Below are 24,683 nucleotides of genomic sequence, written 5' to 3'. Positions count from 1 at the left end.
GACCGCTACTCGTCGGCGCCGTCGCGCACCTGGACGGCCATCCCGGCGTCGAAGTCGAGCATGGCGTCGGCGGGGAGTTCGGCGCGACCGACCGCGAGGACGTCCCCAGAGTCCTCGTGGACGACCGCGACCTCGTCGTACGGACGGATCTGGGGGTCGGCGTCGGTGACGAACTTCGCGAAGACGTTCTTGCCGTCGCGGACGAACGGTTCGCTCTCGTCGCCGACGACGACCTGGTAGGCGTCGTCGCCGAGGCCGGCGACGAGGCGGCGGCCGGCTTCGATGCCGAGCGTGTACCGGCCGTCGGTGCCGAGCGTGACGAGGCGGTCGTCGCCGACGGCGACCTGCTCGATGCGGCCGCTCGACGTTCGCTTCACGTCGTACTCGTCGTCGGCGGGGAACAGCGCGTCGCCGGCGCCGGCGCCGAACTGGTAGTCGGCGACGGTTCGGGCGCGGGCGGCGTCCGCGAAGGCGTCCGTGGTCATGGCGAGGCGTTCGCGAGTGCGGACCGAAAGGGTGTCGAAGCGACTCGGCGGGTCCGTGGTGACCGACGACCGACAGAATATCACGTTCGTTCACGATTCATCCTGGTCTTGCATGAGACGCGGTAGCATATTTCTCAGGTATTTCGAGAGAGAAAGATATAACCTTGGAGAACCGCACTAGGCGTGTACGCATGGACACAACGAAAGTCGCACTCGGCGCGCTCCTGCTCGTTGCGAGCACGGCAGCGCTCTTCGCACTCAGCCCGACGGACAGCGTCCTCCCGCTCCTCGTCGGAGGCGTCGCCTCCCTGACCATGGCAGCGGGCGCACTCCTCGTCGGAACGTCCGGCGAAGGCCGCCCGGTCTGAGTCCTCTCCCTTCTCGCTGCACGCAACACGCTCGATAGCACCCGCGCTGTCCGTCGAGCACTCGTGCTGTCCGTCGAGCACTCGTGCTGTCCGTCGAGCACTCGTGCTGTCCGTCGAGCGGTCGCGGTGCGAACGACGCCGCGCTCAGAGCAGGAACGTCTCGTGGCGTTCCTCGAGGTCGATGAACTCGTCGACGGCGTCGACGAGGTCCTCGCTCGTCGACGTCTGGAAGCCCATCGCTTCGACGCGCACGCCCTCGTGGCGGAGGTGACTGCAGAGCCGCGAGAAGTCGCCGTCGCCCGTGCAGAGGACGACGGTGTCGACGTGGTCCGCGAGCGTGACCGCGTCGAGGCTCATCCCGACGTCCCAATCTGCTTTCTTCGACCCGTCGGCGAACGTCTTGATGTCCTTGATCTTCGTCTCGAATCCGATGTCGACGAGCGCGTCGAAGAACGACTCCTCCTCCTCGTGGTCCGCGCGGATGACGTACGCGATGGCGCGCGTCAACGTCCGGTCCTGTACGGCCTTCTCCAGCAGCGACGAGTAGTCGATGTTCCGCGTGTACTTCGATTGCGCCGTATGGTAGAGGTTCTGGGAGTCGGCGAGCACCGCGACGCGCTGGCCGGGATGGATGTCGGTCATGCCTCGAACTGCGGCCGTCTCCCTGAAGGGTCTTGCTACCGACCCGGCACCAGCGAACACCCCGCATCCACGACCCCGCATAGCAGCGCGCCGTGTGAGCACGAACCACGGTATCGCTGGGTGACACGGGCACTTTCTGCGGTCGGCACAAACATTATGCCACTCGGTCCCCCTCGAATCTCATAATGCGGCGTGACACCTCGCGACCGGTTCGCTCCCGGCCCGAGAGTGCCACAGCTGGTTTTACATTCGGCAAACGGACGCGATAGCCGCTCGCAGCGGGCGTAGCACCCCCGTTCCGGGCGATACCGACGACCCGAATCGCGTCCGACATCGAACGCCGACATCCGCAATCCGACAGCCGAACCCCACGTAATGACAGACCACATCGACCTGCGCGGCGTCTACCCCGCGCTCACCACGCCGTTCGCGAGCGACGGCAGCATCGACTTCGAGACACTCCGCGAGAACGCCCGACGCGTCGAAGCCGCTGGCGTCGACGGCGTCGTCCCCGTCGGTTCGACCGGCGAGTCCGCGACCCTCACGCACGACGAGCACGTCGAGGTCGTCGAGGCGGTCGCCGACGCCGTCGACGACGTCCCCGTCATCGCCGGTGCGGGCTCGAACAACACCCGCGAGGCGCTCGACCTCGGCGAGCGCTCCGTCGAGGCGGGCGCGGACGCGCTCCTGCTCATCTCGCCGTACTACAACAAGCCCGAGCAGCGCGGCCTCCGCGCGCACTACGAGACGCTCGCCGACGAGATCGACGCGCCCCAGATCGTGTACAACGTGCCCTCGCGGACGGGCCGGAACATCGAGCCCGATACCGCGGTGGCGCTCGCCGCCCACGAGAACATTGTGGGGTTCAAGGCCGCGTCCGGCGACCTCGGCCAGATAACGGAGATCGTCGAGCGGACGCGCGACGAGGAGTTCGCGGTGCTCTCGGGCGACGACGCGCTCACGCTCCCCATCTGCTCGATGGGCGGCCAGGGCACCATCTCGGTGGTCGCGAACGTCGAACCCGAGCGGACGACCGCGATGGTCGGCGCCGCGCTCGCCGGCGACTACGAGACCGCCCGAGCGATCCATCACGAGCTCGGCGAGCTGAACAGGGCGCTGTTCTGGGAGACGAACCCGATTCCGGTCAAGGAGGCGATGCACATTCGCGGGCATCACGCGCCCGAGTTGCGGTCGCCGCTCGGCCGGCTCGCGCCGGAGTACCGCGACGACCTCGCGGCGGTGCTCGACGACCTCGACGACTTCGAGCGCGAGCAGTACGACCGCGGTGACGGCTCCGCCGACGACCAGCTCGCGGAGGTGGATTCCTGATGCGCGTGGCGGTCACGGGCGCGACCGGTCGCACCGGCGGCGAGGTGCTCGAGGAAGCCGTCGCCCGCGGGTACGAGGTCGTGTTCGCGACCGCGCGGAACCCACCGGCATCGCCCGCTCACGGCGTCGACGTCGACGCGAGCGAGGATTTCGAGGCGCTCGTCGACGAGCACGAGCCGAACGTCGTCGTGGACTTCACGGGCCCCGACTCCTGCGTCGCGTACGCCGAGGCGTGCGCGGACGCGGGCGTCGCGTTCGTCACCGGAACGACCGGCCTCGGCGACGACCAGCAGGCCGCGCTCGAGGCGGCGAGCGACCATATTCCCGTCCTGCAGGCGGCGAACTTCGCTCGTGGCGTCCAGGCGTTGCTCGCGCTCGTCGGCGACGCGGTCGCAGCGCTCCCGGGGTACGACGTCGAACTCGTCGAGGCGCACCACAACGGGAAGCGCGACGCCCCGAGCGGGACCGCCGAGGCGATGCTCGACGCGGTCGACGACGCCCGCGAGCGTCACGACGTCGACGCCGGCGACGCTGCCGGCGAGCGCGTGCACGGACGCGAGGGCGAATCGCTCCGCGAACCGGGTGAGGTCGGCGTGCACTCGCTGCGCGCGGGCGACGTCCCCGGCGAGCACGAGCTCGTCGTCGCCGGGAACCACGAGGAGCTCCGCCTCCAGCATCGCGCGACCGACCGCGGCGTGTTCGCCGCGGGCGCGCTCGACGCCGCCGACTGGCTCTCCGGGCGCGACCCCGGCTTCTACGCGTTCGAAGACGTCGTCGCCGCGGGGTCGGCAGATATGGTCGGTACCGACGACGGTCAAGTACCCGGGGACGCTGGAGGGGAGCAATGAGTCTGGAAGCCGACGTCGCCGACCTCTGGGCGCGACACGAGGCCGGTGACCTCGACGCGGACGCGCATCACGTCCACGACGTCCTCCACGAGTTCCTCGACGCGCTCGAAGCGGGCGACGTGCGCGCTGCGGAACCGACCGGCGACGGGCCGGGTCGCTGGGAGGCGAACGCGTGGGTGAAGCAGGGCATCCTCCTCGTGTTCGCGACGCACGGCATCGACCAGTACGAGTACGGCGGCGTGACGTACAACGACGTCCTCCCCTTGCAGGATACGAGCGACTACGGCCAGCGTGGCTCGCGGAACACGCCCGACGGTACGGTCGTCCGCACGGGCGCGCACGTCGGCGCGGACTGCATCCTCATGAGTCCGAGCTTCGTCAACATCGGCGCGTACGTCGGCGACGGGACGCTCGTCGACTCCTGCGACACCGTCGGCTCGTGCGCGCAGATCGGCGCGGACGTGAAGCTCGGTGCGAACACGCTCATCGGGGGCGTGCTCGAGCCCGTCGAGGGGACGCCGGTCGTCGTCGAGGACGGCGTCTCGCTGGGCGCGGGCTGCCGGGTCACGTCGGGGTTCGTCGTCGGCGAGAATTCGGTGGTCGGCGAGAACACGCTCCTGACCCCCAGGATTCCCGTGTACGACCTCGTCGACGACGAGGTGTACTACGGCGAGCTCCCCGCGGAGCGCCGTGCGTTCCAGCGGTACGTCGAGTCGAGCGTGAGCGACGAGGACCTCATCCCGGGGGCGGCGTACAAGCCCGCGGTCGTCGCCACGGACCTCGGCGAGGAGACCCTGGAGGCGACCGAGCGCGAGGAGGTACTTCGAGAATGAGCGAGGAGTCCGCGAGCCGAACGGGCGACGACGGCACCGGCGAGTCCGGCGCTGTGTGCGACGGCGCTGGCGAGTCCGGCGCCGCGTGCGACGGCGGTCCCGAAGTGCGACGGCTCGCGGACTGGGACGCCGACACCCTGCTGGACCTGCGCCGCCAGTACGGGAGCCCGAGCTACGTGCTCGACCTCGACCGCGTGCGCGAGAACTACCGGCGGCTCGCCGCGGCGTTCCCGGACGCGGCCGTGCACTACGCCGCGAAGGCGAACGCGCTCGGGGACGTCTTCGAGGCGCTCGACGACGAGGGCGCGGGCGTGGAGTGCGCGAGCGCCGGCGAGGTCGTCCGCGCGCTCGACGCCGGCGTCCCGAGCGACCGCGTGCACTACACCGCCGTGAACCCACCTGCGGTCGACCTGGACACGGTCGTCGAGTTGTGGACCGACGGCGTCGCCGCCGACCTCACCGTCACCGTCGGCGCCGAGGACACCGTCGCGCGACTCGCGACCCGCGGCTACGACGGCCGCCTGTGTGTGCGCGTCAACCCCGGCGTCGGCGCCGGTCACCACGAGAAGGTCCAGACCGGCGCGAACGCGAAGTTCGGCGTGCCGCGCGACCGCGCGCTCGACGTAGCCGAGACCGCCACCCAGGCCGGCATGGACGTCGTCGGCGTGCACGCCCACGCCGGGTCGGGCATCCACGACGCCGACGACCTGGACGCGCACCGCGAGATGGTCGCGCGCGTCGGCGACGTCGCCCGCGAGTTCGACGCCGCGCACGACCTCGAGTTCGTGGACGTCGGCGGCGGCCTCGGCGTCCCCTACCGCGAAGCCGACGCACCACTCGACCTCGACGCCGTCGCGGACGCCACCCGCGACGCGCTCGGCGACGTCGACGCGCAACTCGTCGTCGAACCCGGCCGCTACCTCGTCGCCGACGCCGGCGTCCTCCTCACCGACGTCAACACCGTCAAGGAGACCCCCGACACCACCGTGCTCGGCGTCGACGCCGGCATGACCACGCTCGCGCGCCCCGCCATCTACGGCTCGTATCATCCGATTCGAAACGTTACCGCAGGGGGTGACGGTCGCGGCGAGGTGCGTGCGACCGTCACCGGCCCCATCTGCGAATCGAGCGACGTCTTCGCCGAGGACCGCCCGCTCGCCGAACCGGTCCGCGGCGACGTGCTCGCCATCGGGAACGCCGGCGCGTACGGCTACGAGATGGCGAGCAACTACAACACGCGGCCGCGGCCCGCGACCGCAGTCCTCGAAGACGGTTCGGCGTCGCTCGCGCGACGCCGCGAGACGCTCAGCGACATCACGACTCTGGAACTATGAACGTACAGCGACACACCCATCACCGACGCAGTCACGCCCCGCTTCGACCCGAACAGCCAGCGAACCACGAACTCGCGACCGACGCCAGCACCCGCCGCGGTGCGCGCGGAGGCGAGCGATGAGCGTCCACGACGAGGTCGGGTTCGAGAAGTACCACGGCACGGGGAACGACTTCCTCGTCGTGGACGCGAACGAGTACGTCCCCGACCGTGCCGCGTTCGCGACCCGGCACTGCGACCGAGCCGACGGCGTCGGCGCGGACGGCGTGCTCTTCCTCGCGCTCGAGGACCGCTTCGACCCGCCGCGGGTCGTCATGACGCTCGTCCAGCCCGACGGGTCGACCGCGGCGATGTGCGGGAACGGTGCGCGCGTCGCCGCCGAATGGGCGATGGAGCGCACTGGCGCCGCGGACGTCATGATAGACACGCAGGCCGGGACCCGGCACGCGCGCCGCGAAGGCGACGACGTCGCCATCGAGATGGGCGAGCCGCGCTTCGAGCCGGAGGTCGTGCCGCTCGCCGACGAGTACGACGAGCCGATGCTCGGCGAGGACCTCGAAGGGTACGCCGTGACCGCGTTGAACACGGGCGTCCCGCACGCGGTCGCGTTCGTCGACGACGTCGACGCGGTGGACGTCGACGCGGTCGCACCGCCGATCCGGAGTCACGACGCGTTTCCAGAGGGCGCGAACGTGACGTTCGCCTCGCGGCGCGAGGACGGCGGGTTCGACCAGCGGACGTACGAGCGCGGCGTCGAGGGCGAGACCGCGTCGTGCGGGACGGGTGCGGTCGCGATCGCGGCGGCGGCGCGCGTCCGGGACCGCATCGCGGCGGACGTCGTGCACGTCTCCCCGCCGGGCGGCGACCTCGTCGTGTCGTTCCCGGAGGACGGCGCGGCGACGCTGACCGGGCCGGTCGCGCACGAGTTCGACGGCGAGGCCGCGGCGACCGTCGACCGCGTCGAGCCGCAGCCGTGACCGCAGGCGACGACGCGTCCGCTGGCGGTGACTTCGACCCGGTCTCCTTCCTCGTCTCGCTCGCGTCGTTCGAGACCCACGAGCGCGTCGACGACGCCCGCGAGTACCTCGTCGAGACCATCGACGAGTACGCGGCGTCGGGCGTGGACGCGACCGTCGACGACGCGGGGAACGTGCTCGCGACGACCGGCGACCCGACCAGCGGGCCGCACGTCGTCCTGAACACGCACGTCGACACGGTCCCGCCGGACGTCCCGTTCGAGCGCGACGGCGACGTCCTCCGCGGTCGCGGGACGTGCGACGCCGGCGGGCCGCTCGCGGCGCTGCTCGCGGGCTTCCTCGCAGTCGACCGCGTGGTCGCCGCTCACGAGCGGGAAGACGCCGGCGACCGCGACGAGAACGACGACCGCGACGCGTCCGTCGCGGGTGCGGTGACGCTCGCGGTGACGCCCGACGAGGAGACGCTGAGCGAGGGCGCGCACCACCTCGTTACGGCCGGCGGGACCGCCGATGCGCCCGCACCAGTGGCGGCCATCCAGGACGCGGACGCGTTCGTCGTCGGCGAACCCACCGACCTCGCGGCGTGCACCGCCGCGAAGGGCCGGTTCCAGGGGACGCTGACGCTCCGCGGTGAGAACGCGCACGCCGCGGAACCCGATTCCGGGACGAACGCGGTCGCCGCCCTCGAGGACGCGCTGGGGGCGGTCGGGACGTTCGACGATCGCGCCGACGCGCCGCCGGTCCACGACCAGCTCGGCGCGGCGACGCTCACGCCGACGGTCGTCGACGGCGGCACCGCGACGAATCAGGTGCCGGCGAGCGCGAGCGTCGTCCTCGACCGGCGGTCGGTCCCGCCGGAGACCGCCGCCGGGTTCCGGGACGCGCTCCTCGCGCACCTCCGCGAGGCGGTCCCGGGTGACGTCGGCGTCGAGTTCGCGTTCACGGAGCGCGAGACGCCGTTCCTCGAGGCGTGGGCGACCGACGAGGGAGCGCGGGTCGTGGACGCGCTCGTCGACGCCGGCGCGCGCTCGCCGCGACCGTTCGGGGCGGCGACCGAGGCGTCGTACTTCGCCGCGCTCGCGCCGACCGTCGTCTTCGGGCCGGGCGTGCTCGCGGACGACGACGGCGCCGTCGCGCACTCCCCGCGCGAGTACGTCCACGCGAGCGACGTCGAGCGCGCCGCCACCGTCGTCGCCGACGCGCTCCACGCACTCCTCGACTGATCTGTTTCTTCGACGACGGCCCCGAAACCGCCCAGGACGGCTGTCTCGGCCTCTCAAAAATATCTGAACGGTAGATTCATACGTTCATTCCGCGTAGTTCCTGTCATGAGCGCGATATCGATAGCGGGGTTGACGAAGGACTACGGGGACGTCCGCGCGAACGACGACGTCACCCTCGACGTCGAGTCCGGCGAGGTCTTCGGGTACCTCGGCCCGAACGGCGCCGGGAAGACCACCACCATCCGGACCATCATGGGCTTCCAGTCCCCGACCAGCGGGACCGCGACCGTCCTCGGCGCGGACGTCGACGACGAGGGCGCGCTCGTCGACGCGCGCGAACGAATCGGGTACCTCCCCGCGAACCCCGCGTTCGACGACGAGGCGACCGGCCGCGAGGTCCTCGACCTCCACGCGAGCGTCAAGGGCGACTCGCGACGCGAGGAACTCCTCGAGCTGTTCGAGGTCCCGGTCGACCGCGAGATACGCGGGTACTCCACCGGGCAACGCCAGAAGCTCGGGCTCGTCCAGGCGTTCATGCACGACCCCGACCTCCTCGTGATGGACGAACCCACCGCCGGCCTGGACCCGCTCGTCCAGCGGACGTTCAACGACTTCGTCCGCCAGGAGAAGGCCGCCGGGAAGACGTTCTTCCTGTCCTCGCACGTCCTCAGCGAGGTCCGCCGGGTCTGCGACCGCATCGGTATCATCCGCGACGGCCGCATCGTCGAGGTGGCGTCCGTCGCGGACGTCCTCCAGCGCGCCGGCAAGTACGTTCGAGTTCGCGTCGCCGCCGACGTGGCGCGCGAGGACGTCTCCCTCGACGGCGTGCACGAGCTCACGGTCCAGTCCGTCGACGGCGGATACGCGGACCTCCCGATGGCGACCGCCGGCGGGGCCGGCGAGGGGAGCGACGAGCGAGACGCGGACGCGACCGGAACCGCGTTCGCCGAGTTGACGTTCACGTACACGGGGTCGTTCGACGCGCTCGTCGACTACCTCGACGGCTTCCACGTCCTCGAACTCGACGTCGAGGAAGCACCCCTCGAGCGCGTCTTCATGCGGTTCTACGACGACGAGACCGTCGGCGTCGACACCGGGGCCGACGTTGCCGGAGCCGGGACCGGAGACGCCCGCACCGAGTCGACCGACCGCGGCGACGACCCGATGCCAGCGGGCGCGGACGCCGGCCACGGGGGTGACGCCTGATGTTCGAGTTCGCGCGGTACTACGGGCGTCGACGCGTCAAAGGAACGGCCGTGATGACCGCCGGGTTCGCGGTGCTCGTCGCGCTCTACGTCTGGATGTTCCCGTCCATCAGCGAGGGTATCGACCTGGACGCGTACGTCGCGTCGCTCCCGCCCGCACTCCAGCAGGCGTTCGGCCTGCAGTCCCTGAACACCATCGAGGGGTTCCTCGCCGCGGAACTGTACGCGTTCGGGTGGGTGCTCCTGCTCGGCATCTACTTCGCGTACGCCGCCGCCAGCCTCGTCGCGGACGACGTCGACCGCGGCCGCATGGACATGCTCCTCTCCCTTCCAGTGACTCGGTCGAAGGTCCTCCTGGAGAAGTTCGCGAGCATCCTCGTCCCGCTCGTCGTCGTGAACGTCGTCACGCCGGTCGTCGTCTACCTCGCCGTCCTCGGCATCGACGAGTCCATCGCGATCGCCGACCTGGCGATGGTGCACGCGCTCGCCGTGCCCTACCTGCTGGTCGCCGCCGGCGTCGGCCTCCTCGCCTCCGTCGTCTTCGACCGTGCGAGCGTCGCCCAGCGCGTCGCAGCCGGCGGGTTCTTCGGGTTCTTCCTGCTCGACTCCGTCACCGCCGGCACCGACGTCGCGTGGCTCGGCACGCTCTCGCCGTCGCGGTACTACGACCCGACCGCGGTGCTCGTCTCGAGCGAGTGGGACCTCCAGGGCGCCGGCGTCCTGCTCGCCGCCGCGGTCGTCCTCGTGCTCGCGAGTCGCGCGTACTTCCAGCGGAAGGACGTTGCATGACCCGCACCGGACGCCACTCGCGGTCGTCCCGTCGACGTCACGTCGCGAACCGGAAGCGTCGAGTCCGTCGGGTCGAACGTCGAGGTGAGAGATGAGCAGCGGCTTCAGTGACGCGGACCGGGAACGCATCCGCGAGGAGCTCGTCGCGGCGGGCCGCGAGCTCTTCGAGCGCTACGGGCTCTCGAAGACGACCATCGCCGACCTCACCGACCCGGTCGGTATCGCGAACGGGACGTTCTACCAGTTCTTCGACTCGAAGGAAGCCCTGTTCCTCGAGGTGCTCGACCGCGAGGGCGAACGTCTCCTCCCCGAGCTCGTCGCGCCGTTCGAGCGCGAGGACGACGACCCGGAGGCGGTCATCGTCGCGTTCCTCACGCGCCTCATGGACGAGATCGAGACGAACCCGCTCATCGAGCAGTTGCTCGTCGACGACGACGACCTCCAGCGGCTCAGGAACGTCCACACGGACGCGGAACTGGAGGCCGAACGCCAGGAATCGCTCGCGTACTTCCTGCCCTACGTCGAAGCGTGGTACGAGGCCGGCGCGGTCGACGGCCCGGACCCGGAGACGGTCGCGAACGCCATCCGCGCGGTCTCGCTGCTGACGCTGCACATCGACGACCTCGGTGGCGGCGACACGTACCGCGAGACCCGCGACCTCGTCATCCGCGCCGTCGCGAAGGGATTGACGACGGATTGACTGGTCCGTAACGTCCCTTACTCGTCCACGTCGTCGACGAGGTCGCTCGCCACGCCGACGTACCCCGTCGGCGTGAGCGTCTTGAGTTCCTCGCGGACGCCGTCGTCGACGTCGAGGTCGTCGAAGAGGGCGTGGAAGTCCTCCATCGTCACGCGCTTCCCTCTGGTGAGGGCCTTGACGCGCTCGTAGGCGTCGGTGTCGCCCTCGCGGCGGAGGATGGTCTGGATGGCTTCGCCGAGTATCTCCGGCGTGGATTCGAGGTCCTCGCGCATCACGTGCTCGTTCGGGACGACCTTCGCGAGCCCGTTCTGGGTCTTACCGTACGCGATGAGGCAGTGCGCGAACGCCCCGCCGATGTTGCGTTTCACGGTCGAATCGGAGAGGTCGCGCTGGAGCCTGGACGTGGTGACGTACTCCGCGAGGAAGTTGAGGTCCGAGTTCGCTTTCGAGAGGTTCCCTTCCGAGTTCTCGAAGTCGATGGGGTTGACCTTGTGCGGCATCGTCGAACTCCCCGTCTCGCCCTCGGTGGCTTCCTGTCCGAGGTAGCGCTGGCTGACGTACAGCCAGACGTCGAGGTCGAGGTCGAGCAGGACCTGGTTCGCGCCGCGGAGCGCGTCGAACAGCGCCGCGAGGTCGTCGCAGGGGTTCACCTGTGACGCGAGCGGCGTGAACCCGAGGCCGAGGTCGGTGACGAACTCGCGAGCGAACGCCCGCCAGTCGACGTCCGGGTACGCGGCGTGATGCGCGGCGTACGTGCCGGATGCACCGGCGAGCTTCCCGCTGAGGTCGGCGGCGGCGCTCGCGACCCTGGCAGTGGTCCGCCCGAGGCGGGCGGCGTACACCGCCATCTCCTTCCCGAACGTCGTCGGGGTCGCGGGCTGGCCGTGCGTGCGTGCGAGCATCGGGACGTCTCGGTGCTCGCGAGCCATCTCGGTGAGCGTGTCCCGTATCTCGCGGAGCTCGGGGAGGAGGACGTCCTCGACGGCACCCTTCGCGAGCAGGCGGTGCGCGAGGTTGTTCACGTCCTCGCTCGTGAGCCCGAAGTGGATCCAGTTCGCGGCGTCGAGGCCCTCCGGCTGATTCAGGCGGACGTAGTACTCGACGGCCTTCACGTCGTGGTTCGTCGCCGAGTAGTCGCCGTAGCCGTCGACCTCTATCTGCTTGACGACCTGGGCGTCCTCGGTCGACCAGTCCTCGTAGCACGACCGGAGTTCGGCCGCCTGCGCGTCCGATATCTCCAGGGGCGTGGCGTCGAGGTCGCTCAGGGCGAGGAGGTACTCGACCTCGACCTGGACGCGAGCGCGCATCAGCGCGGACTCGCTCGCGTACGGCGCGAGCGGACTGGTCCGCGAGGCGTACCGGCCGTCCAGTGGCGAGACGGCCAGCAGGGGGTCTGTCATGGCCGGAACTGCCACCGGTGTCGGGAAAAGCGTGTCGGAACGCAACCACACGGGCGTGCATACTCGTGGCGATACTCAGGGCACTCGCGGCACAGTTATGCTCGTTCGTGCATACATTCGCGGTCTGGACCGAAACCACTAACCCGCCAGCGAAAGCGGCTGTAGGTATGACACGCATCGCGGGCCTCGCCTCGAACCGCGGCCGGAACCTCGTGCACGTCCAGGACCTCCAGCCCGGCGGCGCCGACCTCGCCGTCGTCGCATCCAATCACGCCGACGCACCCGTCCTCGAGAAGGCAGCGGACCGGGGCATCCCCACGGTCGCCGTCGAACGCGGCGACGACGAATCCCGACGCGAGCACGAGCAGCGACTCGTCGACGCCCTCGCCGAGTACGACGTCGACCTCGTCTGCCTCGACGGCTACATGCGCATCCTCTCCGATACCTTCCTCGACGCGATGCCGACGACGATCAACGTCCACCCGAGCCTCCTCCCGTCGTTCCCCGGCATGGACGCGTGGGGCGACGCGCTCGACGCCGGCGCGAAGACCACGGGCTGCACGGTGCACGTCGTCACCGACGCCACGGACGACGACGGGAACGTCGTCGACGAGAAGGTCGACGGCGGCCCCATCGTCACGCAAGAGCCCGTCCCGGTCTACGAGGGCGACGACGAGGATTCGCTCGCCGAGCGCGTCCTCTACGAGGGCGAGTTCAAGGCGTACCCGCGCGCCGTGAAGTGGTTCGCCGAGGACCGCGTCACCGTCGACGTGGACGCGAACACCGTCAGCGTCGAGGGCGACGACGCGGACGACGAAGGCGGACTCCCGGAGCGCCGCGTCGTCACCGAGGACCGCCACGCGGACCTCCGGTACGGCGAGAACCCGCATCAGGACGCCGCGCTCTACGCGGACGCGACGAGCGAGGAGGCGAGCGTCGTCCACGCCGACCAGTTGAACGAGGGCGCGAAGGCACTCAGCTACAACAACTACAACGACGCCGACGGCGCGCTGAACCTCATCAAGGAGTTCGACGAACCCGCCGCGGCGGTCATCAAGCACACCAACCCCGCGGGCTGCGCGACCGCGGACACCCTCGCCGAGGCGTACTCGGACGCGCTCGCGACCGACGCGAAGTCCGCGTTCGGCGGTATCGTCGCCCTCAACCGCGAGTGCGACGCCGACACCGCCGAACGCGTCGCGGACTCGTTCAAGGAGGTCGTCGTCGCCCCCGGCTACACCGACGACGCGCTCGACGTCCTCACCGCGAAGAAGAACCTCCGCGTGCTCGACGTCGGCCACCTGACTGCCTACTCTGACGACGGCGAACTCGTCGACGACCGCGAGCGCTTCACGAGCAAGGAACTCGTCGGCGGCCGCCTCGTCCAGGAGCGCGACCTCGAACCCGTCACGCGCGAGGACCTCGAGGTCGTCACCGAGCGCGAACCCACCGAGGAAGAGCTGGAGTCGATGCTGTTCGCGTGGAAGGTCCAGAAGCACGTCAAATCGAACGGTATCGTGTTCGCGAAGGGCACCGAAACCGTCGGGCTCGGCGTCGGCCAGGTCTCCAGAGTCGATGCGGTCGAGATCGCGGCGATGAAAGCCGAGCGCGACGCCGAAGGCAAGACGGCGGAGGGCGCCGTGATGGGGTCGGACGCGTTCTTCCCGTTCCCGGACGCCGTCGAGGAAGCCGCCGAAGCCGGTATCGAGGCCGTCATCCAACCCGGCGGGTCGAAGAACGACGACAAGGTCATCGAAGCGGCGAACGAGCTCGGAATGACGATGGTGCTGACCGGGCAGCGGTGTTTCCGGCACGATTGAGCGTCAGCGATTGAGTGCCGGAAATCGGCGAGTCGCAGCGCGCGAGCGAACGCAGTGAGCGAGCGCGACCGTCTCGCACGACTTCCGACATGACTGAACGTCAGTGAGGGAGTGCCGGAAGGCAGCGAGACGAGCGGAGCGAGTCTCGCCCGCCTCCAGACGCGGCCGAGCGGAGCGAGGCCGGGTCTGGAGACGGTGCACGTGGTCAGTCGGTGGTGGTTTCGTCGTCGCTCTCGATGCTGATGGTTCGTGTGAGACTGTTGAGGCCCCAGTCGAGGGTGAGTTCGAGTTCGTAGCTGTCGCCGTCGGTTGGGGCGTAGGGTTCGAAGGGGATGGTTTCGGTGTTGCCGGGGGTGATGGTGTCGCCGCGGGTCCACCACTTGTCGTGGATGGCGTTGTGCGTGCTGGTGGCGACGAGGGTGGCGGGGCTTCCGCCGTTGTTGTGGACTTCGAGTTCGTATCGGAGTGGGCCGCCGGTGACGGTGTCGGGGACGTGTGGGGTGACGTCGAGTTTCGGGGGGTCGCGGAGCGTGGCGAGGTGGGCGTCGTCGAGCGGGTATCGGGCGGTGCCGTTCGCGGTGTCGAGGACGACGCTGGCGGTGTCGTGGTCACCGGTGGGGACGGCGACGGCGAACTCCTCGGGTTGGTTGTCTTCGAGGCGGGCGTACCCTCCGTCGGTCACTGCGTCGTCGTCGACGCGAGCGCGAACGGGTGGGTCGCTGAACAGCTCGGTCGCGCGGTCCGTGCTCGCGTCGAGGACGCGAACGTCGAGGACGACCATGAGGTGGTCGGCGTGGCCGTGGGCGTCCCAGACCGGCCAGCCGTACTCCACGAACGACGACTGGAGGTCGAGCGCGCCGAGTTCCACGGTGACGGACCCGAGGTCGACCTCGTCGTCCTCGCCGACGACGCGCGGCGCGTCGGGCGTCGACGAGCCGTCGGTCGTGTTCGAACGGCTCGCGGGTTCGTTCGTTCCGCCGGTCGTGGTGTCGGCGTCGTCGCCGGTGTCCGCGTCGAGACAGCCGGCGAGGCCGAGCGCGAGCGCGTTGCTGGCGGTCGCTCCGAGGAGGGCGCGGCGGCGCATGCAGGAGGCTGGCCGGGCCGTCGGTAAGTGTCTTCGGCCCGGCGTCGACGGACGCGGGCCACCGACGCGCGGTCAGTCGTCGACGACCGCGACGTCGAAGTCCTGTTCCCCGAGCCCGTAGTCGACGACGACCTGAACGGTGTCGTAGCTCTCCTCGTCGACGCGCGTGTCGTGGACGTGTTCGGCGCTGACGGTCTCGCCGGGTGGGACGGTCGTGCGGTACGTCCACCAGGCGTCCTCGATGACGCTGTGGGTCGTCGTCCACGCGACGGTGCCGGGGGTCGCGCCGTCGTTCGTGACGGCGAACTCGACGGGGACGGTTGCGCCGCCGGTTTCCGCTGGGACGTCGAGCGTGGTCGAGTAGGTGGGTGGGTCCGCGAGGACGTCGCGCTGAGCGTCGGTCAGCGGGTAGCGTGCAGCCCCGTCGTTCCCGAGGACGACGGCGGCGTCCTGGACGGCGTCGCGGTCGGGGACGCTCGCGGCGAGTCGGTAGCCGTCCTGGTCGTTCTCGTTCACGAGCGCGCCGCTGCTGGCCTCCTCATCGTCGACCTCGACGTGGACGACGGTGTCCTGAATGACGTCCGCAGCGTCCGACGAGTCCTCGCCGGTCGGCGTCAGTGGGAGGACCGCGAACCGGCCGCGAGGATTCTGCTTCGCGTTCCAGTACCAGAACGGGCGGCCTTGCTCGACGAACGTCGACTGCAGGCGGAGGTCGCCGACCTCGAAGTCGACGCCGCCGAGGGTGACCACGTCTCCCGCTTCGATTTCTCGCGACCCGCCGAGCGGCCCGGCGATGCAGCCGGCGGTGCCGAGGGCGAGGGTCGTGCTGGCGGTCGACGCGGCGGAGGCGAGGAGGGCACGGCGGCGCATGCGTGGGTCTGTCGGTTGCTCCGACAAGTGTCTTCGGCTGGTACGCACCCGCGTCGTGCGTCGACGGCGCAGCGTGTCACGTCTCGACCGGGACGGTGCCGGTCCAGGCGTCCTGCCCCCAGTCGAGCGTGAGTTCGAGTTCGTCGCGGTCCCCGCAGAGGCACCCGAACCGGAAGCCGAACGTGGACTCGCCGCCGACGTCGGCGTCGAACTCGTGGGTCCAGTAGAGGTCGGTGGCGGCGTCGTGCGTGAGCAGCGCCGCGAGTCGACCGGGGGTGTCGCCGGCGTTCGTCGCCGTCGCCCAGGCGCGGGCGGTCCCAGCCTCAGGGACCGCGTCGGGCGGGTCGACGGCGACGCGCCACGCCGGCGGGGAGCGTAGTCGCCGCTGGAGCGCACGGTCGAGCGGGTACCGTCTTTCGCGGTCGTCCGCGTCCGTGAGGACCACGCGCCAGGCACTCCCGGAATCGCCGCCCGTCGTCGTCGACGGTGCGTCGAATCCGTCGAGCGCGTCGCCCGCGGGCACGGGGAACGCGATACGCGGCTGGCCGTCGCCGGCGCCGGAGGCGAGCGCGCCCGCGGCACCCGCGAGTCGGTCCGCGCCGCGTTCGACCGCGAGCGGGAGGTCCTCGATGGGTGCGTTGTACGCGCGGAGGTCGCAGTCGAGGACGACGTAGGCCGTGCCTGCGTCGCCGTGGACGGCCGCGGGCGCGGTGGTGTCGTCGACGAACGACGACTGCACGGAAAGCTCGCCGAGCGTCACCTCGCCGGCGTCGAGTTCGACGACGTCGCCCGCACCGACCTCGCGCTCGGGACCCAGGAGGGCGCAGCCGGCAAGGCTGGCGGGGACGGTCGAGCCGACGGTGGCGAGGAGGGCGCGGCGTCGCACGCTCGGGGATGACGCGGCCGCAGGTAAGTGCCTTCGGGAGCGTCGCGCGCCTTCGGCCGAATCGTGCGTGGGTTTTTCTACTGTGTACCGCGAATCTGGCGGTATGAGCGTACTCTCGGACCGACGGCTGCGGTGGTTGTCGGTGGTGCTGGTGCTGTCCGTGCTGGCGGGGGTGAGTGTGACGGTCGCGGGCGCGGTCGCGGTGGTGTCGGCGGTCGCGGGTGCGGCGGCCGGTGACGTTCTGTTGGTAGTCGCGCTCCGTGCGGCGCTACCGTTCCTGCTCGGGCTCGCGACGCTCACGGTGGTGGGCGCCGGTGCGCTCGGGTGGTTGCTGGTTCGGGCGCTCAGGCTCGCGGAGCTCCCGCGGAGCGAGCGACTGGAGCGCGTCGCTCGCGCCGTCGAACGGCTCGTTCCGTGGCTGGTCGAGGGGAAGGTGTCGCGGCGGGTCGCGCCGACGGTCGATGACCGCCGCGAGGCCGTCGCGCACCGGTACGCGGCCGGCGAGCTCACGGAGGACGAGCTGGAGCGGGAGCTCGAGCGCGTGCTGGCCGACGAGGAGTCGGCGACGGAGTGGTCGATGGCGGACGGCGACGACGCATTCGATAGAGCGTTCCGGGCGGACCTCGCTCGAGGGAAGACCAACACGGACGACGTCTACGAGGTTGCAGGCGGCGACCCCGACGTGCTCGAGGGTGCCGGCGGCGACCACGATGCTGAGGTCGGGGCGCACGACCGCGCCGGCGTGGACGTGGACCACGATCGACGGTAGGCGCTGGCGGCTTCTCCCTCGCAGGTTTCTTCTCTCGGCGGCCCGTCGACGGTTCCATGGGGTTGTTCGACGCGATGCGTCGCGCGCTCGGTCGCGGCGGCGACGCGGACGCGACAGACGACGGTGACGAGAGCGACGGTGCCGACGCTGGCGGGGACGGCGCGAGCGGCGAGTGGGGCGTGGACGCGGACGCGGCGGCGCTGGACCCGCAGCCGGGGCCGCGGCGTCGCGGCGGCGGGCACGGCCGCCACTGGGATACCGCGGTCGACTCGGACGCGGCGCTGCAACGCGTCGTCGCGACGACGCTCGACGAAGGGCGCGTCCGCGAGAGCCGCGTCGAGGGCGTGGACGCCGTCGAGTACGGCGCTGGCCACTTGCGCGCTCGCGTCCTCCGCGAGGACGGCGACGTCCTGACCGCGTACCCGGTCGGGGACGGCGTCGTCCACGAGACGACCGTGACCGACGTGACGCCGTGGGAGACCGACCTGGAGGCGGACGCGACGATCGTCCTCGGCCCGGAGGAGTTCGCGACGTACGGCGCGAGCGCGTGGGGCGTCGGCGGCGTCCCGCTCGGCGACGCCGAGGTCGAACTCGCGGCGCTCGCGTACGCCGTCGAGCTCGCGGACGAGGAGACGTACGAGACCGACGACGGCGGCGAGTTCTCCACGCGCGGGATGGCGGGGTTCGCGCCCGTCGAGGGCGGTGGCGTCGCGGACTTCGCGTTCCAGACCACGGTCAGAGAGGTCCAGCGCGTCCCGTTCTTCGACGCGAACGGCTACCGGTTCCGCGTGCCGCTCACCAGGGACGGCGACGGCACCGACTACGAGACGTGGCTGTACGCCGGCGCGCACGCTATCGACGGCCGCGTGCCCGAAGCCGGCGAGGACGTCTCGGGGGTCTTCTGGGTGCAGTCGCACGTGCGGTGAGGTCGGGCGAGGGGGTCAGCCCTCGAGGACCTGGTCGTAGAGCAGGAGGCGATCGAGTCGATAATAGCTGTCTGCAACCCGAACGGAGATGTTCTCGGGCGGTTCGTCGTGGCGTTCGCGGTACCGGTCCGACGCGTCGGTGAGCGCCGAGAGCAGCGACTGGAACGCCGTCGGGTCGTCGCCCTCGCAGGCGACGGCGCTCCCGCGGTCGAGGTAGTAGCGGACGACGAGCTTGGCGGGGTCGGCGAGGTCGCGGTACGGGACGACTGCCGCCTCGTCGCCCACCTCGTCCAGCGGCCCGGCGAACGACACGGACGCTCGCACCCAGTCCTCGTCGCAGGCACCGCGCTCGCGGAGCGACTCCGGCGGGTTCGAGACGGTGAACGTGTCGGTGCCGGTGGCAGGGAGTCCAGCGAGGCAGCCACCGCTCCCGGCTGCGAGGCCGGTCGCGGCGACGAGCAGGGGTCGTCGTCGCACGCAACCGGGTTCGGCCGCGTCCCGCAAGAACCCCGGCGTTGGGTGAAACGCCGACTTGGGTGACCCGCCTTCGACACGCCTAAGCGCCGCGGTCCGGTGACTACAGGCATGCAGTATCACGAGGCGGCGAACTTCCTGTTCGACCTGCGGCGGTACCGTCCGAGTCCGGGGACGGCGTCGACCGCGCGCCTCCTCGAGCACCTCGGCGACCCGCACGAAGGCTGCGAGTTCGTGCAGGTGGCGGGGTCGAACGGGAAGGGGAGTACGGCGCGGATGGTGGAGTCCGTGCTGCGGGAGACGGACCTGACGGTCGGGTTGTTCACGAGTCCGCACCTGGAGGACGTCCGCGAGCGCGTTCGCGTCGACGGGCGGAAGGTCACGCGCGAGGCGCTCGGCGAGTTCGTCGAGGAAGCGAAGCCCCACGTCTCGGCGCGGGCGGCCGACGGGGAGTCGCCGACGTTCTTCGAGACGATGACGGCGCTCGCGCTGTGGTACTTCGGGGAGCGCGAGGTCGACGTGGCGGTCTTGGAGGTCGGTATCGGCGGGAAGTTCGACGCGACGAGCGTCGTCGACCCCGCCGCCAGTGCGGTCACGAGCGTCACCCTCGAGCACACGGGCGTGCTCGGGGACACGATCGCGGAGATCGCGACCGACAAGGCCCACGTCGCGCCGGCTGACGCACCGCTCGTCACTGGTGCGACCGGTGAGGCGCTCGCGGCGGTCCGCGAGCAGGCGGGGGACGTCGTCACCGTCGGCACGGACGACGACGCGGACGTTCGCGTCGCGTACGAGGGGCGGACGAATCACGCGGAGGCGGCGGTCGGTATCGAGACGGACGCCGACGGTGCGCTCGACGTCCGCATCCCGCTCCTGGGCGAGTACCAGGCGGTGAACGCGGGCATCGCGGCGACGCTCGCGCGCCAGGTCGCGGACGTGAGCGACGACACGCTCGCCACGGGCCTGCGCTCTGCGCACTGGCCGGGCCGGTTCGAGGTGGTCTCCCAGGAGCCGTTGACGGTGCTCGACGGCGCGCACAACCCGGGTGCGTTCGAGGGGCTCGCCGAGACCCTGTCGACGTTCGACTACGGCGACCTCCACCTGGTCGTCGGCGCGATGCACGACAAGGACCACCGCGGGATGGCGGAGGCGATTCCGACGCCCGCGCACTGTTATCCGTGCGAGCCGGACCTCGACCGAAGCGAGGACGCCGACGTCCTCGGACGCGTCTTCGGCGCGGACGCCGAGACGGTGACGCCACGGGAGTCGGTCGCGAGCGCGCTCGACGCCGCGCTCGACGCCGCCGGGTCGGAGGACTGCGTGCTCGTCACGGGGTCGCTGTTCGCGGTCGCGGAGGCCCGCGAGCGCTGGACGCGCATCGAGGTCCCGAAGACGATACGCGACCTCGACGACGCCGAGCGGACGCTCGCGGGCGCGAACGTCACCGACGGCGGCGTCGCGGAACTCCGCTCTGAGGGCGTGCATCGCGTCCTGCGGACGCGCCTCCAGGAGCGCCAGGCGAACGCGCTCAAGGAGGCGTTGCTGCGCGTCGGCGGCGAGTGCGCCGTTTCGGGACTCGACGGGAACGACGAGCGCGTGGACGTCGTCCTCATGGGGACGCTCGCGCAGTTCGAGCGACTCGCGGCCGCGCTCGACGACGGCCCGTACGGCCTCGCCCGGTTCGCCAGTGAACTCCGGGACGCACTCGCCCTCGACGCGCCCCACGGCACGGGTTCCGATACCGTCGAGGGCGACGGCGACGACGAGAACGCCGACCCGCAGTGGCCGTGGACGGATGGGACGGCCGTGATGGGTATCCTGAACGTGACGCCGGACTCGTTCTTCGACGGCGGCGAGTACGACCGCCTCGAGGACGCGGTCGCGCGCGCCGAGGAGATGGTCGCGAACGGCGTGGACGTCGTCGACGTCGGCGGGGAGTCGACGCGTCCGGGCGCGGACCCCGTCACGGTCGACGACGAGATCGACCGCGTCGTCCCGGTCATCGAATCCATCCGCGACGCGGGCCTCGACGTCACCATCAGCGTCGATACGCGGAAGGCGGCGGTCGCGGACGCCGCGCTCGACGCGGGCGCGGACGTCGTGAACGACGTCTCGGGGCTTTCCGACCCCGAGATGCGGTTCGTCGCCGCGGAGCACGACGCCGGGCTGTGCGTGATGCACTCCATCGACACGCCCGTCGACCCGGAGAACGACGTCGCGTACGACGACGTCGTCGAGGACGTCCTCGACCAGCTCCGCGAACAGGTCTTGCTCGCGGAGAAAGCCGGTGTCGCGCGCGAGGATATCGTCGTCGACCCCGGGCTCGGGTTCGGGAAGACCCCAGCGGAGTCGTTCGAACTGCTGGGGCGCGTCGACGAGTTCGCCGCGCTCGACTGCGCGGTCCTCGTCGGGCACTCCCACAAGTCGATGTTCGGCGCCATCGACCGCGACGAGGACGACCGGCTCTCGGCGACGGTCGCCGCGACCGCGCTCGCCGCCGACCGCGGCGCGGACGTCGTTCGCGTGCACGACGTCGACGAGAACGTCGCCGCGGTCGACGCCGCACGCGCCGCTCGTCGCCCCGGGGAACTCGAAGAAGACTGATTGTCGCGGGTCGAACTCCGTCCGTTCGACTCGCTGTGTGGAACTGGTCGCTCAGTTCGCGTCGGCGACGACCATCGCCCCGGCGTTGGCGGCGTCGAAGCCGGCCGGTGCGACGCGCTCGGTCGCGCTCTCGTTCTCGTCGGTCTGATGCTTGATGCCCTCGATCATCGTGAGGATCTCCTGTTCGCCCGCGGGGAGTTTCGTCGGGTGGCCGCCGATGGCGAGCACGATGTCGTCGCCGTGACGCACCCGGGTGACGTACAGTTTCACCTCGACCTCCTCGCCGCCGAACGTCGTGTTCGTCGCGAACACGCCGACGCGCGCGTCCTTCCCGAGGACGGACGCGGTCTTGTTCTCGACGAACCGCGCGTTCTCGAGGTTCCCGAACGCGGTGTCGTAGTCCGCGGTGAGGTTCGCGAGGATACCGCTGTAGCTCATGTTCGCGTACGGGTTCGTGGTGTGCCCGAACACGTCGACGCGATGCGTCGAGACGACCGCGAGGACGCCCGTGGTCTCCTCGGCGATGTCGTCGTACTTCTCGTACCGCAGGTACCAGTTCGTGACCTCGATCCGGCGGTCCGAGACGGTCTGGTTCACGACCAGTTCCTCGCGTAGTTGCCGTTCGTATCCGCTCGCCGTCTTCGCGTCCGCGTCGACGCTCACCTCGTTCGCCTGGTAGACGAGCGCCTCCTCGCCCGTGACGAACCCGATGCAGCCGCTCGTCACTATCACGAGGACGAGCGCGACGACACCCACGCTCCGCGTCGATTCCATGCACCAGTGGTGTCGGTAAGTGCCAATCAACCTTCCGGCTGTTCGGGTGCAGTGTATCGGCCCGCGAACTGGTCGATTCGGGCGAATTCTGGGATGCTGGTAGGTGTCCGAAACGCCCGCATTGTCGTGGTAAGACGTACCATAACGCGTGCTGAGTCGTCCAAAAGACCCTTAACCCAGGCTCTAATTACATCTCATTACAGATGGCCGACTTCCCCGACTACCTCGACGTCGACTACACGGACGGCGAAGGCGAGAACCCCGAGGACTACCCCTCGGTCGAACACAAGATCGAGAAAGCCATCGAGGTCACGAAGAAGGGCCTCGAGGAGTACGAGAACCCCGTCGTCATGTGGACCGGCGGGAAGGACTCGACGCTCACGCTGTACTTCGTCAAGGAGGTCGCCGACCGTTTCGACCTCGAGGTGCCGCCGGTCGTCTTCATCGACCACTTCCAGCACTTCGAGGAACTCATCGACTTCGCGAAGCACTGGGCCGACGAGTGGGACCTCGACGTCATCTGGGCGCGCAACGAGGACATCGGCTCCATCGTCGACGAGCGCGACCTCGAGCCCGGTGACGACATCGAGATCGACGAGCTCAGCGACCACAACCAGCATCACGTCCGGAACATCCTCGAGTACGAGGAGGACTCGTTCCCGTTCCTGCTCGACACGTACGTCGGCAACCACCTCCTGAAGACGGTGGCGCTCAACGACGCCATCGAGGAGCACGACGTCGACGGCATCCTCTCCGGCGTCCGCTGGGACGAGCAGGAAGCGCGCGCGGACGAGACGTTCTTCAGTCCGCGTCACGACCCCGACATCTACCCGCCCCACGACCGCATCCAGCCCATCCTGCACTTCGACGAGCGCGCGGTCTGGGACACGTTCTGGCACTTCACCATCCCGGACGTCGTCGAGGGCTACCCCGAGGAGGGCTACGTCCCCGAGAGCGACACGGACCTGCCCGAGGGCATCGAGCAGGAGGACATCCCCGTGAGCCCGAAGTACTTCGCCGGCTTCCGCTCGCTCGGGAGCGAAGTCAGTACGGACAAGTCCGCGGAGGAACCCGCGTGGCTCCAGGACCTCGACAACACGACCGAGCGCGCGGGCCGCGCCCAGGACAAGGAGGACCTGATGGAGCGCCTGCGCGACCTCGGCTACATGTAACGGCGGGCGACTGACGACTGACACACGTGACTGCGGCCGACTGACGGCCGACCGTCGACTCGCGGCCGGCCCGCGACGCAGCGTCTCCGTTCGATTCTTCGACGCTCGACCACGTAGCCGGCGGCTACTCGCATCGAGCTTTGGTAGCCGATTCCTGTGCTACTGGTTGTCGGCATACAACCAATACCTCCGGGCGCGTCAAGAGGGACATGAGTACGTTCCCAGAGTACGTCACAGTGGACTACGAGCGCGGGGCGAGTGAGACGCCCGCGGACTACGCGTCGCTCGAATCGAAGTTCGCGGTCGCCGCCGAGACGGTCCGGACGGCGCTCGAACAGTACGAGAACCCGGCCGTGATGTTCACGGGCGGGAAGGACTCGACGCTCGTCGCGTACGTCGTCCGCGAGGTCGCCGTCGAGGGCGGGTTCGACCTGCCACCGCTCGTGTTCCTCGACCACTACCGTCACTTCGAGGAGACGCTCGCGTTCGCCGAACGCTGGGCCGACGAGTGGGGTTTCGAACTGGTCGTCGCTCGCAACGACGCGTTCGCGAGCTTCGAGCCGGGGAGCGAGGTCGCGGTCGCGGACCTCCCCGAGCACACGCAGCGCGAACTCCGCGAGGTCCTCGAGTACGACGACGACGCGTTCGTGTTCTCGCCGGACACGCTCGCGGGCAACCACCTCCTGAAGACCGTCGCGCTCAACGAGACCATCACCGACCGCGGGTTCGACGGCGTCTTCTCCGGCATCCGATGGGACGAGCAGGACGCGAGAGCGACGGAGACGTTCTTCAGTCCGCGTCACGACGCCGAGAAGTACCCGCCCCACGACCGCGTGCACCCGATCCTCGCGTTCGACGAGCGCGCGGTCTGGGACGCCATCTGGGGGTACGTCGTCCCCGACAGCGTCCCCGGCTACCCGGACGGCCACGTGCCCGTCGACGTCCTCGACCTCCCCGACGACCTCGACGTCCTCGACCTCCCCGTGCACCCGCTGTACTTCGAGGGCTACCGGAGCCTCGGCACGAAGGAGGGGTCGGCGGCGAACGACGACCGCGCCGCGTGGACCCAGGACGTCGAGGGCACGACCGAGCGCGAGGGGCGCGCGCAGGACAAGGAGGACATCATGGCGCGACTCCGGGACCTCGGCTACATGTAGGGACGCGTCGGCGAG

General features: G+C 70.2%; 24 protein-coding genes. 16 read left to right on the top strand and 8 right to left on the bottom strand.

What is annotated here, in order from left to right; genetic code table 11:
* Window positions 1–5 precede the first annotated feature (5 nt).
* On the bottom strand, window positions 6–485 hold the full coding sequence (locus tag ACZ48X_RS18310; RefSeq protein ID WP_336348322.1) for a PUA domain-containing protein: 480 nt from the start codon (window positions 483–485) through the stop codon (window positions 6–8).
* Between the two features lie 191 nt (window positions 486–676).
* On the opposite strand from ACZ48X_RS18310, the gene ACZ48X_RS18305 reads away from it, so the two are divergent.
* On the top strand, window positions 677–853 hold the full coding sequence (locus ACZ48X_RS18305; RefSeq protein ID WP_336348323.1) for a hypothetical protein: 177 nt from the start codon (window positions 677–679) through the stop codon (window positions 851–853).
* 144 nt (window positions 854–997) lie between these two features.
* On the opposite strand, the gene ACZ48X_RS18300 is transcribed toward ACZ48X_RS18305, so the two are convergent.
* The gene (locus tag ACZ48X_RS18300) at window positions 998–1,495 is read right to left on the bottom strand and encodes a LabA-like NYN domain-containing protein (protein ID WP_323675184.1); all 498 of its coding nucleotides are present in this window, start codon (window positions 1,493–1,495) and stop codon (window positions 998–1,000) included.
* Between the two features lie 375 nt (window positions 1,496–1,870).
* Here ACZ48X_RS18300 and dapA point away from each other — a divergent pair, with 375 nt between their 5' ends.
* The 9 genes from dapA to ACZ48X_RS18255 all read left to right on the top strand — a co-directional run bounded on the left by dapA (window position 1,871) and on the right by ACZ48X_RS18255 (window position 10,732).
* Window positions 1,871–2,824, top strand: a complete 954-nt coding sequence (gene dapA / locus ACZ48X_RS18295; protein ID WP_336348324.1) for a 4-hydroxy-tetrahydrodipicolinate synthase — start codon at window positions 1,871–1,873, stop codon at window positions 2,822–2,824.
* Window positions 2,824–3,672 (top strand): 4-hydroxy-tetrahydrodipicolinate reductase, encoded by an 849-nt coding sequence (gene dapB, locus ACZ48X_RS18290; RefSeq protein WP_336348325.1) that lies wholly within the window; start codon window positions 2,824–2,826, stop codon window positions 3,670–3,672. Before dapA ends, dapB begins: the two co-directional genes overlap by 1 nt.
* On the top strand, window positions 3,669–4,505 hold the full coding sequence (locus tag ACZ48X_RS18285) for a 2,3,4,5-tetrahydropyridine-2,6-dicarboxylate N-succinyltransferase (protein ID WP_336348326.1): 837 nt from the start codon (window positions 3,669–3,671) through the stop codon (window positions 4,503–4,505). The genes dapB and ACZ48X_RS18285 overlap by 4 nt, the downstream gene beginning before the upstream one ends.
* Window positions 4,502–5,839: a diaminopimelate decarboxylase gene (lysA, locus tag ACZ48X_RS18280; RefSeq protein ID WP_336348327.1), complete on the top strand. Its 1,338-nt coding sequence runs from the start codon at window positions 4,502–4,504 to the stop codon at window positions 5,837–5,839. The genes ACZ48X_RS18285 and lysA overlap by 4 nt, the downstream gene beginning before the upstream one ends.
* 118 nt (window positions 5,840–5,957) lie before the next feature.
* A complete protein-coding gene (gene dapF, locus ACZ48X_RS18275; protein ID WP_336348328.1) occupies window positions 5,958–6,815 on the top strand; it encodes a diaminopimelate epimerase in 858 nt (285 codons plus the stop codon).
* A complete protein-coding gene (locus tag ACZ48X_RS18270) occupies window positions 6,812–8,038 on the top strand; it encodes a M20/M25/M40 family metallo-hydrolase (RefSeq protein WP_336348329.1) in 1,227 nt (408 codons plus the stop codon). The genes dapF and ACZ48X_RS18270 overlap by 4 nt, the downstream gene beginning before the upstream one ends.
* Before the next feature lie 105 nt (window positions 8,039–8,143).
* Window positions 8,144–9,244 (top strand): ABC transporter ATP-binding protein, encoded by a 1,101-nt coding sequence (locus tag ACZ48X_RS18265; RefSeq protein ID WP_336348330.1) that lies wholly within the window; start codon window positions 8,144–8,146, stop codon window positions 9,242–9,244.
* Window positions 9,244–10,032: an ABC transporter permease subunit gene (locus ACZ48X_RS18260; RefSeq protein ID WP_336348331.1), complete on the top strand. Its 789-nt coding sequence runs from the start codon at window positions 9,244–9,246 to the stop codon at window positions 10,030–10,032. The genes ACZ48X_RS18265 and ACZ48X_RS18260 overlap by 1 nt, the downstream gene beginning before the upstream one ends.
* Before the next feature lie 91 nt (window positions 10,033–10,123).
* Complete coding sequence (locus tag ACZ48X_RS18255; RefSeq protein WP_336348332.1) at window positions 10,124–10,732, top strand: TetR/AcrR family transcriptional regulator; 609 nt, start codon at window positions 10,124–10,126, stop codon at window positions 10,730–10,732.
* A gap of 17 nt (window positions 10,733–10,749) precedes the next feature.
* Here the strand turns inward: ACZ48X_RS18255 and purB are convergent, their stop codons facing one another.
* Entirely contained in the window at window positions 10,750–12,132 is a 1,383-nt protein-coding gene (gene purB, locus ACZ48X_RS18250) for an adenylosuccinate lyase (RefSeq protein ID WP_336348333.1), read from the bottom strand.
* A gap of 167 nt (window positions 12,133–12,299) precedes the next feature.
* Between purB and purH the strand changes: the two genes are divergently transcribed.
* Entirely contained in the window at window positions 12,300–13,952 is a 1,653-nt protein-coding gene (purH, locus tag ACZ48X_RS18245; RefSeq protein ID WP_336348334.1) for a bifunctional phosphoribosylaminoimidazolecarboxamide formyltransferase/IMP cyclohydrolase, read from the top strand.
* Between the two features lie 205 nt (window positions 13,953–14,157).
* Here purH and ACZ48X_RS18240 read toward each other — a convergent pair whose 3' ends face one another.
* The 3 genes from ACZ48X_RS18240 to ACZ48X_RS18230 form a co-directional block, all read right to left on the bottom strand.
* A complete protein-coding gene (locus tag ACZ48X_RS18240; RefSeq protein ID WP_336348335.1) occupies window positions 14,158–15,036 on the bottom strand; it encodes a hypothetical protein in 879 nt (292 codons plus the stop codon).
* Between the two features lie 72 nt (window positions 15,037–15,108).
* The gene (locus ACZ48X_RS18235; RefSeq protein WP_336348336.1) at window positions 15,109–15,906 is read right to left on the bottom strand and encodes a hypothetical protein; all 798 of its coding nucleotides are present in this window, start codon (window positions 15,904–15,906) and stop codon (window positions 15,109–15,111) included.
* A gap of 76 nt (window positions 15,907–15,982) precedes the next feature.
* A complete protein-coding gene (locus ACZ48X_RS18230) occupies window positions 15,983–16,792 on the bottom strand; it encodes a hypothetical protein (RefSeq protein WP_336348337.1) in 810 nt (269 codons plus the stop codon).
* 103 nt (window positions 16,793–16,895) lie between these two features.
* Between ACZ48X_RS18230 and ACZ48X_RS18225 the strand changes: the two genes are divergently transcribed.
* Together ACZ48X_RS18225 and ACZ48X_RS18220 are read left to right on the top strand one after the other, a co-directional pair.
* On the top strand, window positions 16,896–17,561 hold the full coding sequence (locus tag ACZ48X_RS18225; protein ID WP_336348338.1) for a hypothetical protein: 666 nt from the start codon (window positions 16,896–16,898) through the stop codon (window positions 17,559–17,561).
* A gap of 56 nt (window positions 17,562–17,617) precedes the next feature.
* Window positions 17,618–18,487 (top strand): hypothetical protein, encoded by an 870-nt coding sequence (locus tag ACZ48X_RS18220; RefSeq protein WP_336348339.1) that lies wholly within the window; start codon window positions 17,618–17,620, stop codon window positions 18,485–18,487.
* 15 nt (window positions 18,488–18,502) lie between these two features.
* Here ACZ48X_RS18220 and ACZ48X_RS18215 read toward each other — a convergent pair whose 3' ends face one another.
* Window positions 18,503–18,964 carry a hypothetical protein gene (locus tag ACZ48X_RS18215; protein WP_336348340.1) on the bottom strand — a complete coding sequence of 154 codons (462 nt, stop codon included), beginning with the start codon at window positions 18,962–18,964 and terminating at the stop codon, window positions 18,503–18,505.
* A 108-nt stretch (window positions 18,965–19,072) separates the two neighbouring features.
* On the opposite strand from ACZ48X_RS18215, the gene folP reads away from it, so the two are divergent.
* A complete protein-coding gene (folP, locus tag ACZ48X_RS18210) occupies window positions 19,073–21,565 on the top strand; it encodes a dihydropteroate synthase (RefSeq protein WP_336348341.1) in 2,493 nt (830 codons plus the stop codon).
* Window positions 21,566–21,616: 51 nt separating this feature from the next.
* Here folP and ACZ48X_RS18205 read toward each other — a convergent pair whose 3' ends face one another.
* Window positions 21,617–22,339: a DUF6517 family protein gene (locus ACZ48X_RS18205; protein ID WP_336348342.1), complete on the bottom strand. Its 723-nt coding sequence runs from the start codon at window positions 22,337–22,339 to the stop codon at window positions 21,617–21,619.
* Between the two features lie 203 nt (window positions 22,340–22,542).
* Here ACZ48X_RS18205 and ACZ48X_RS18200 point away from each other — a divergent pair, with 203 nt between their 5' ends.
* Together ACZ48X_RS18200 and ACZ48X_RS18195 are read left to right on the top strand one after the other, a co-directional pair.
* Complete coding sequence (locus ACZ48X_RS18200; RefSeq protein WP_336348343.1) at window positions 22,543–23,511, top strand: phosphoadenosine phosphosulfate reductase family protein; 969 nt, start codon at window positions 22,543–22,545, stop codon at window positions 23,509–23,511.
* A 209-nt stretch (window positions 23,512–23,720) separates the two neighbouring features.
* Entirely contained in the window at window positions 23,721–24,668 is a 948-nt protein-coding gene (locus ACZ48X_RS18195) for a phosphoadenosine phosphosulfate reductase family protein (protein ID WP_336348344.1), read from the top strand.
* Window positions 24,669–24,683: the final 15 nt, after the last annotated feature.

This window comes from Halorubellus litoreus (assembly GCF_055378595.1).
This window is presented reverse-complemented; position numbering and strand designations above follow the sequence as displayed.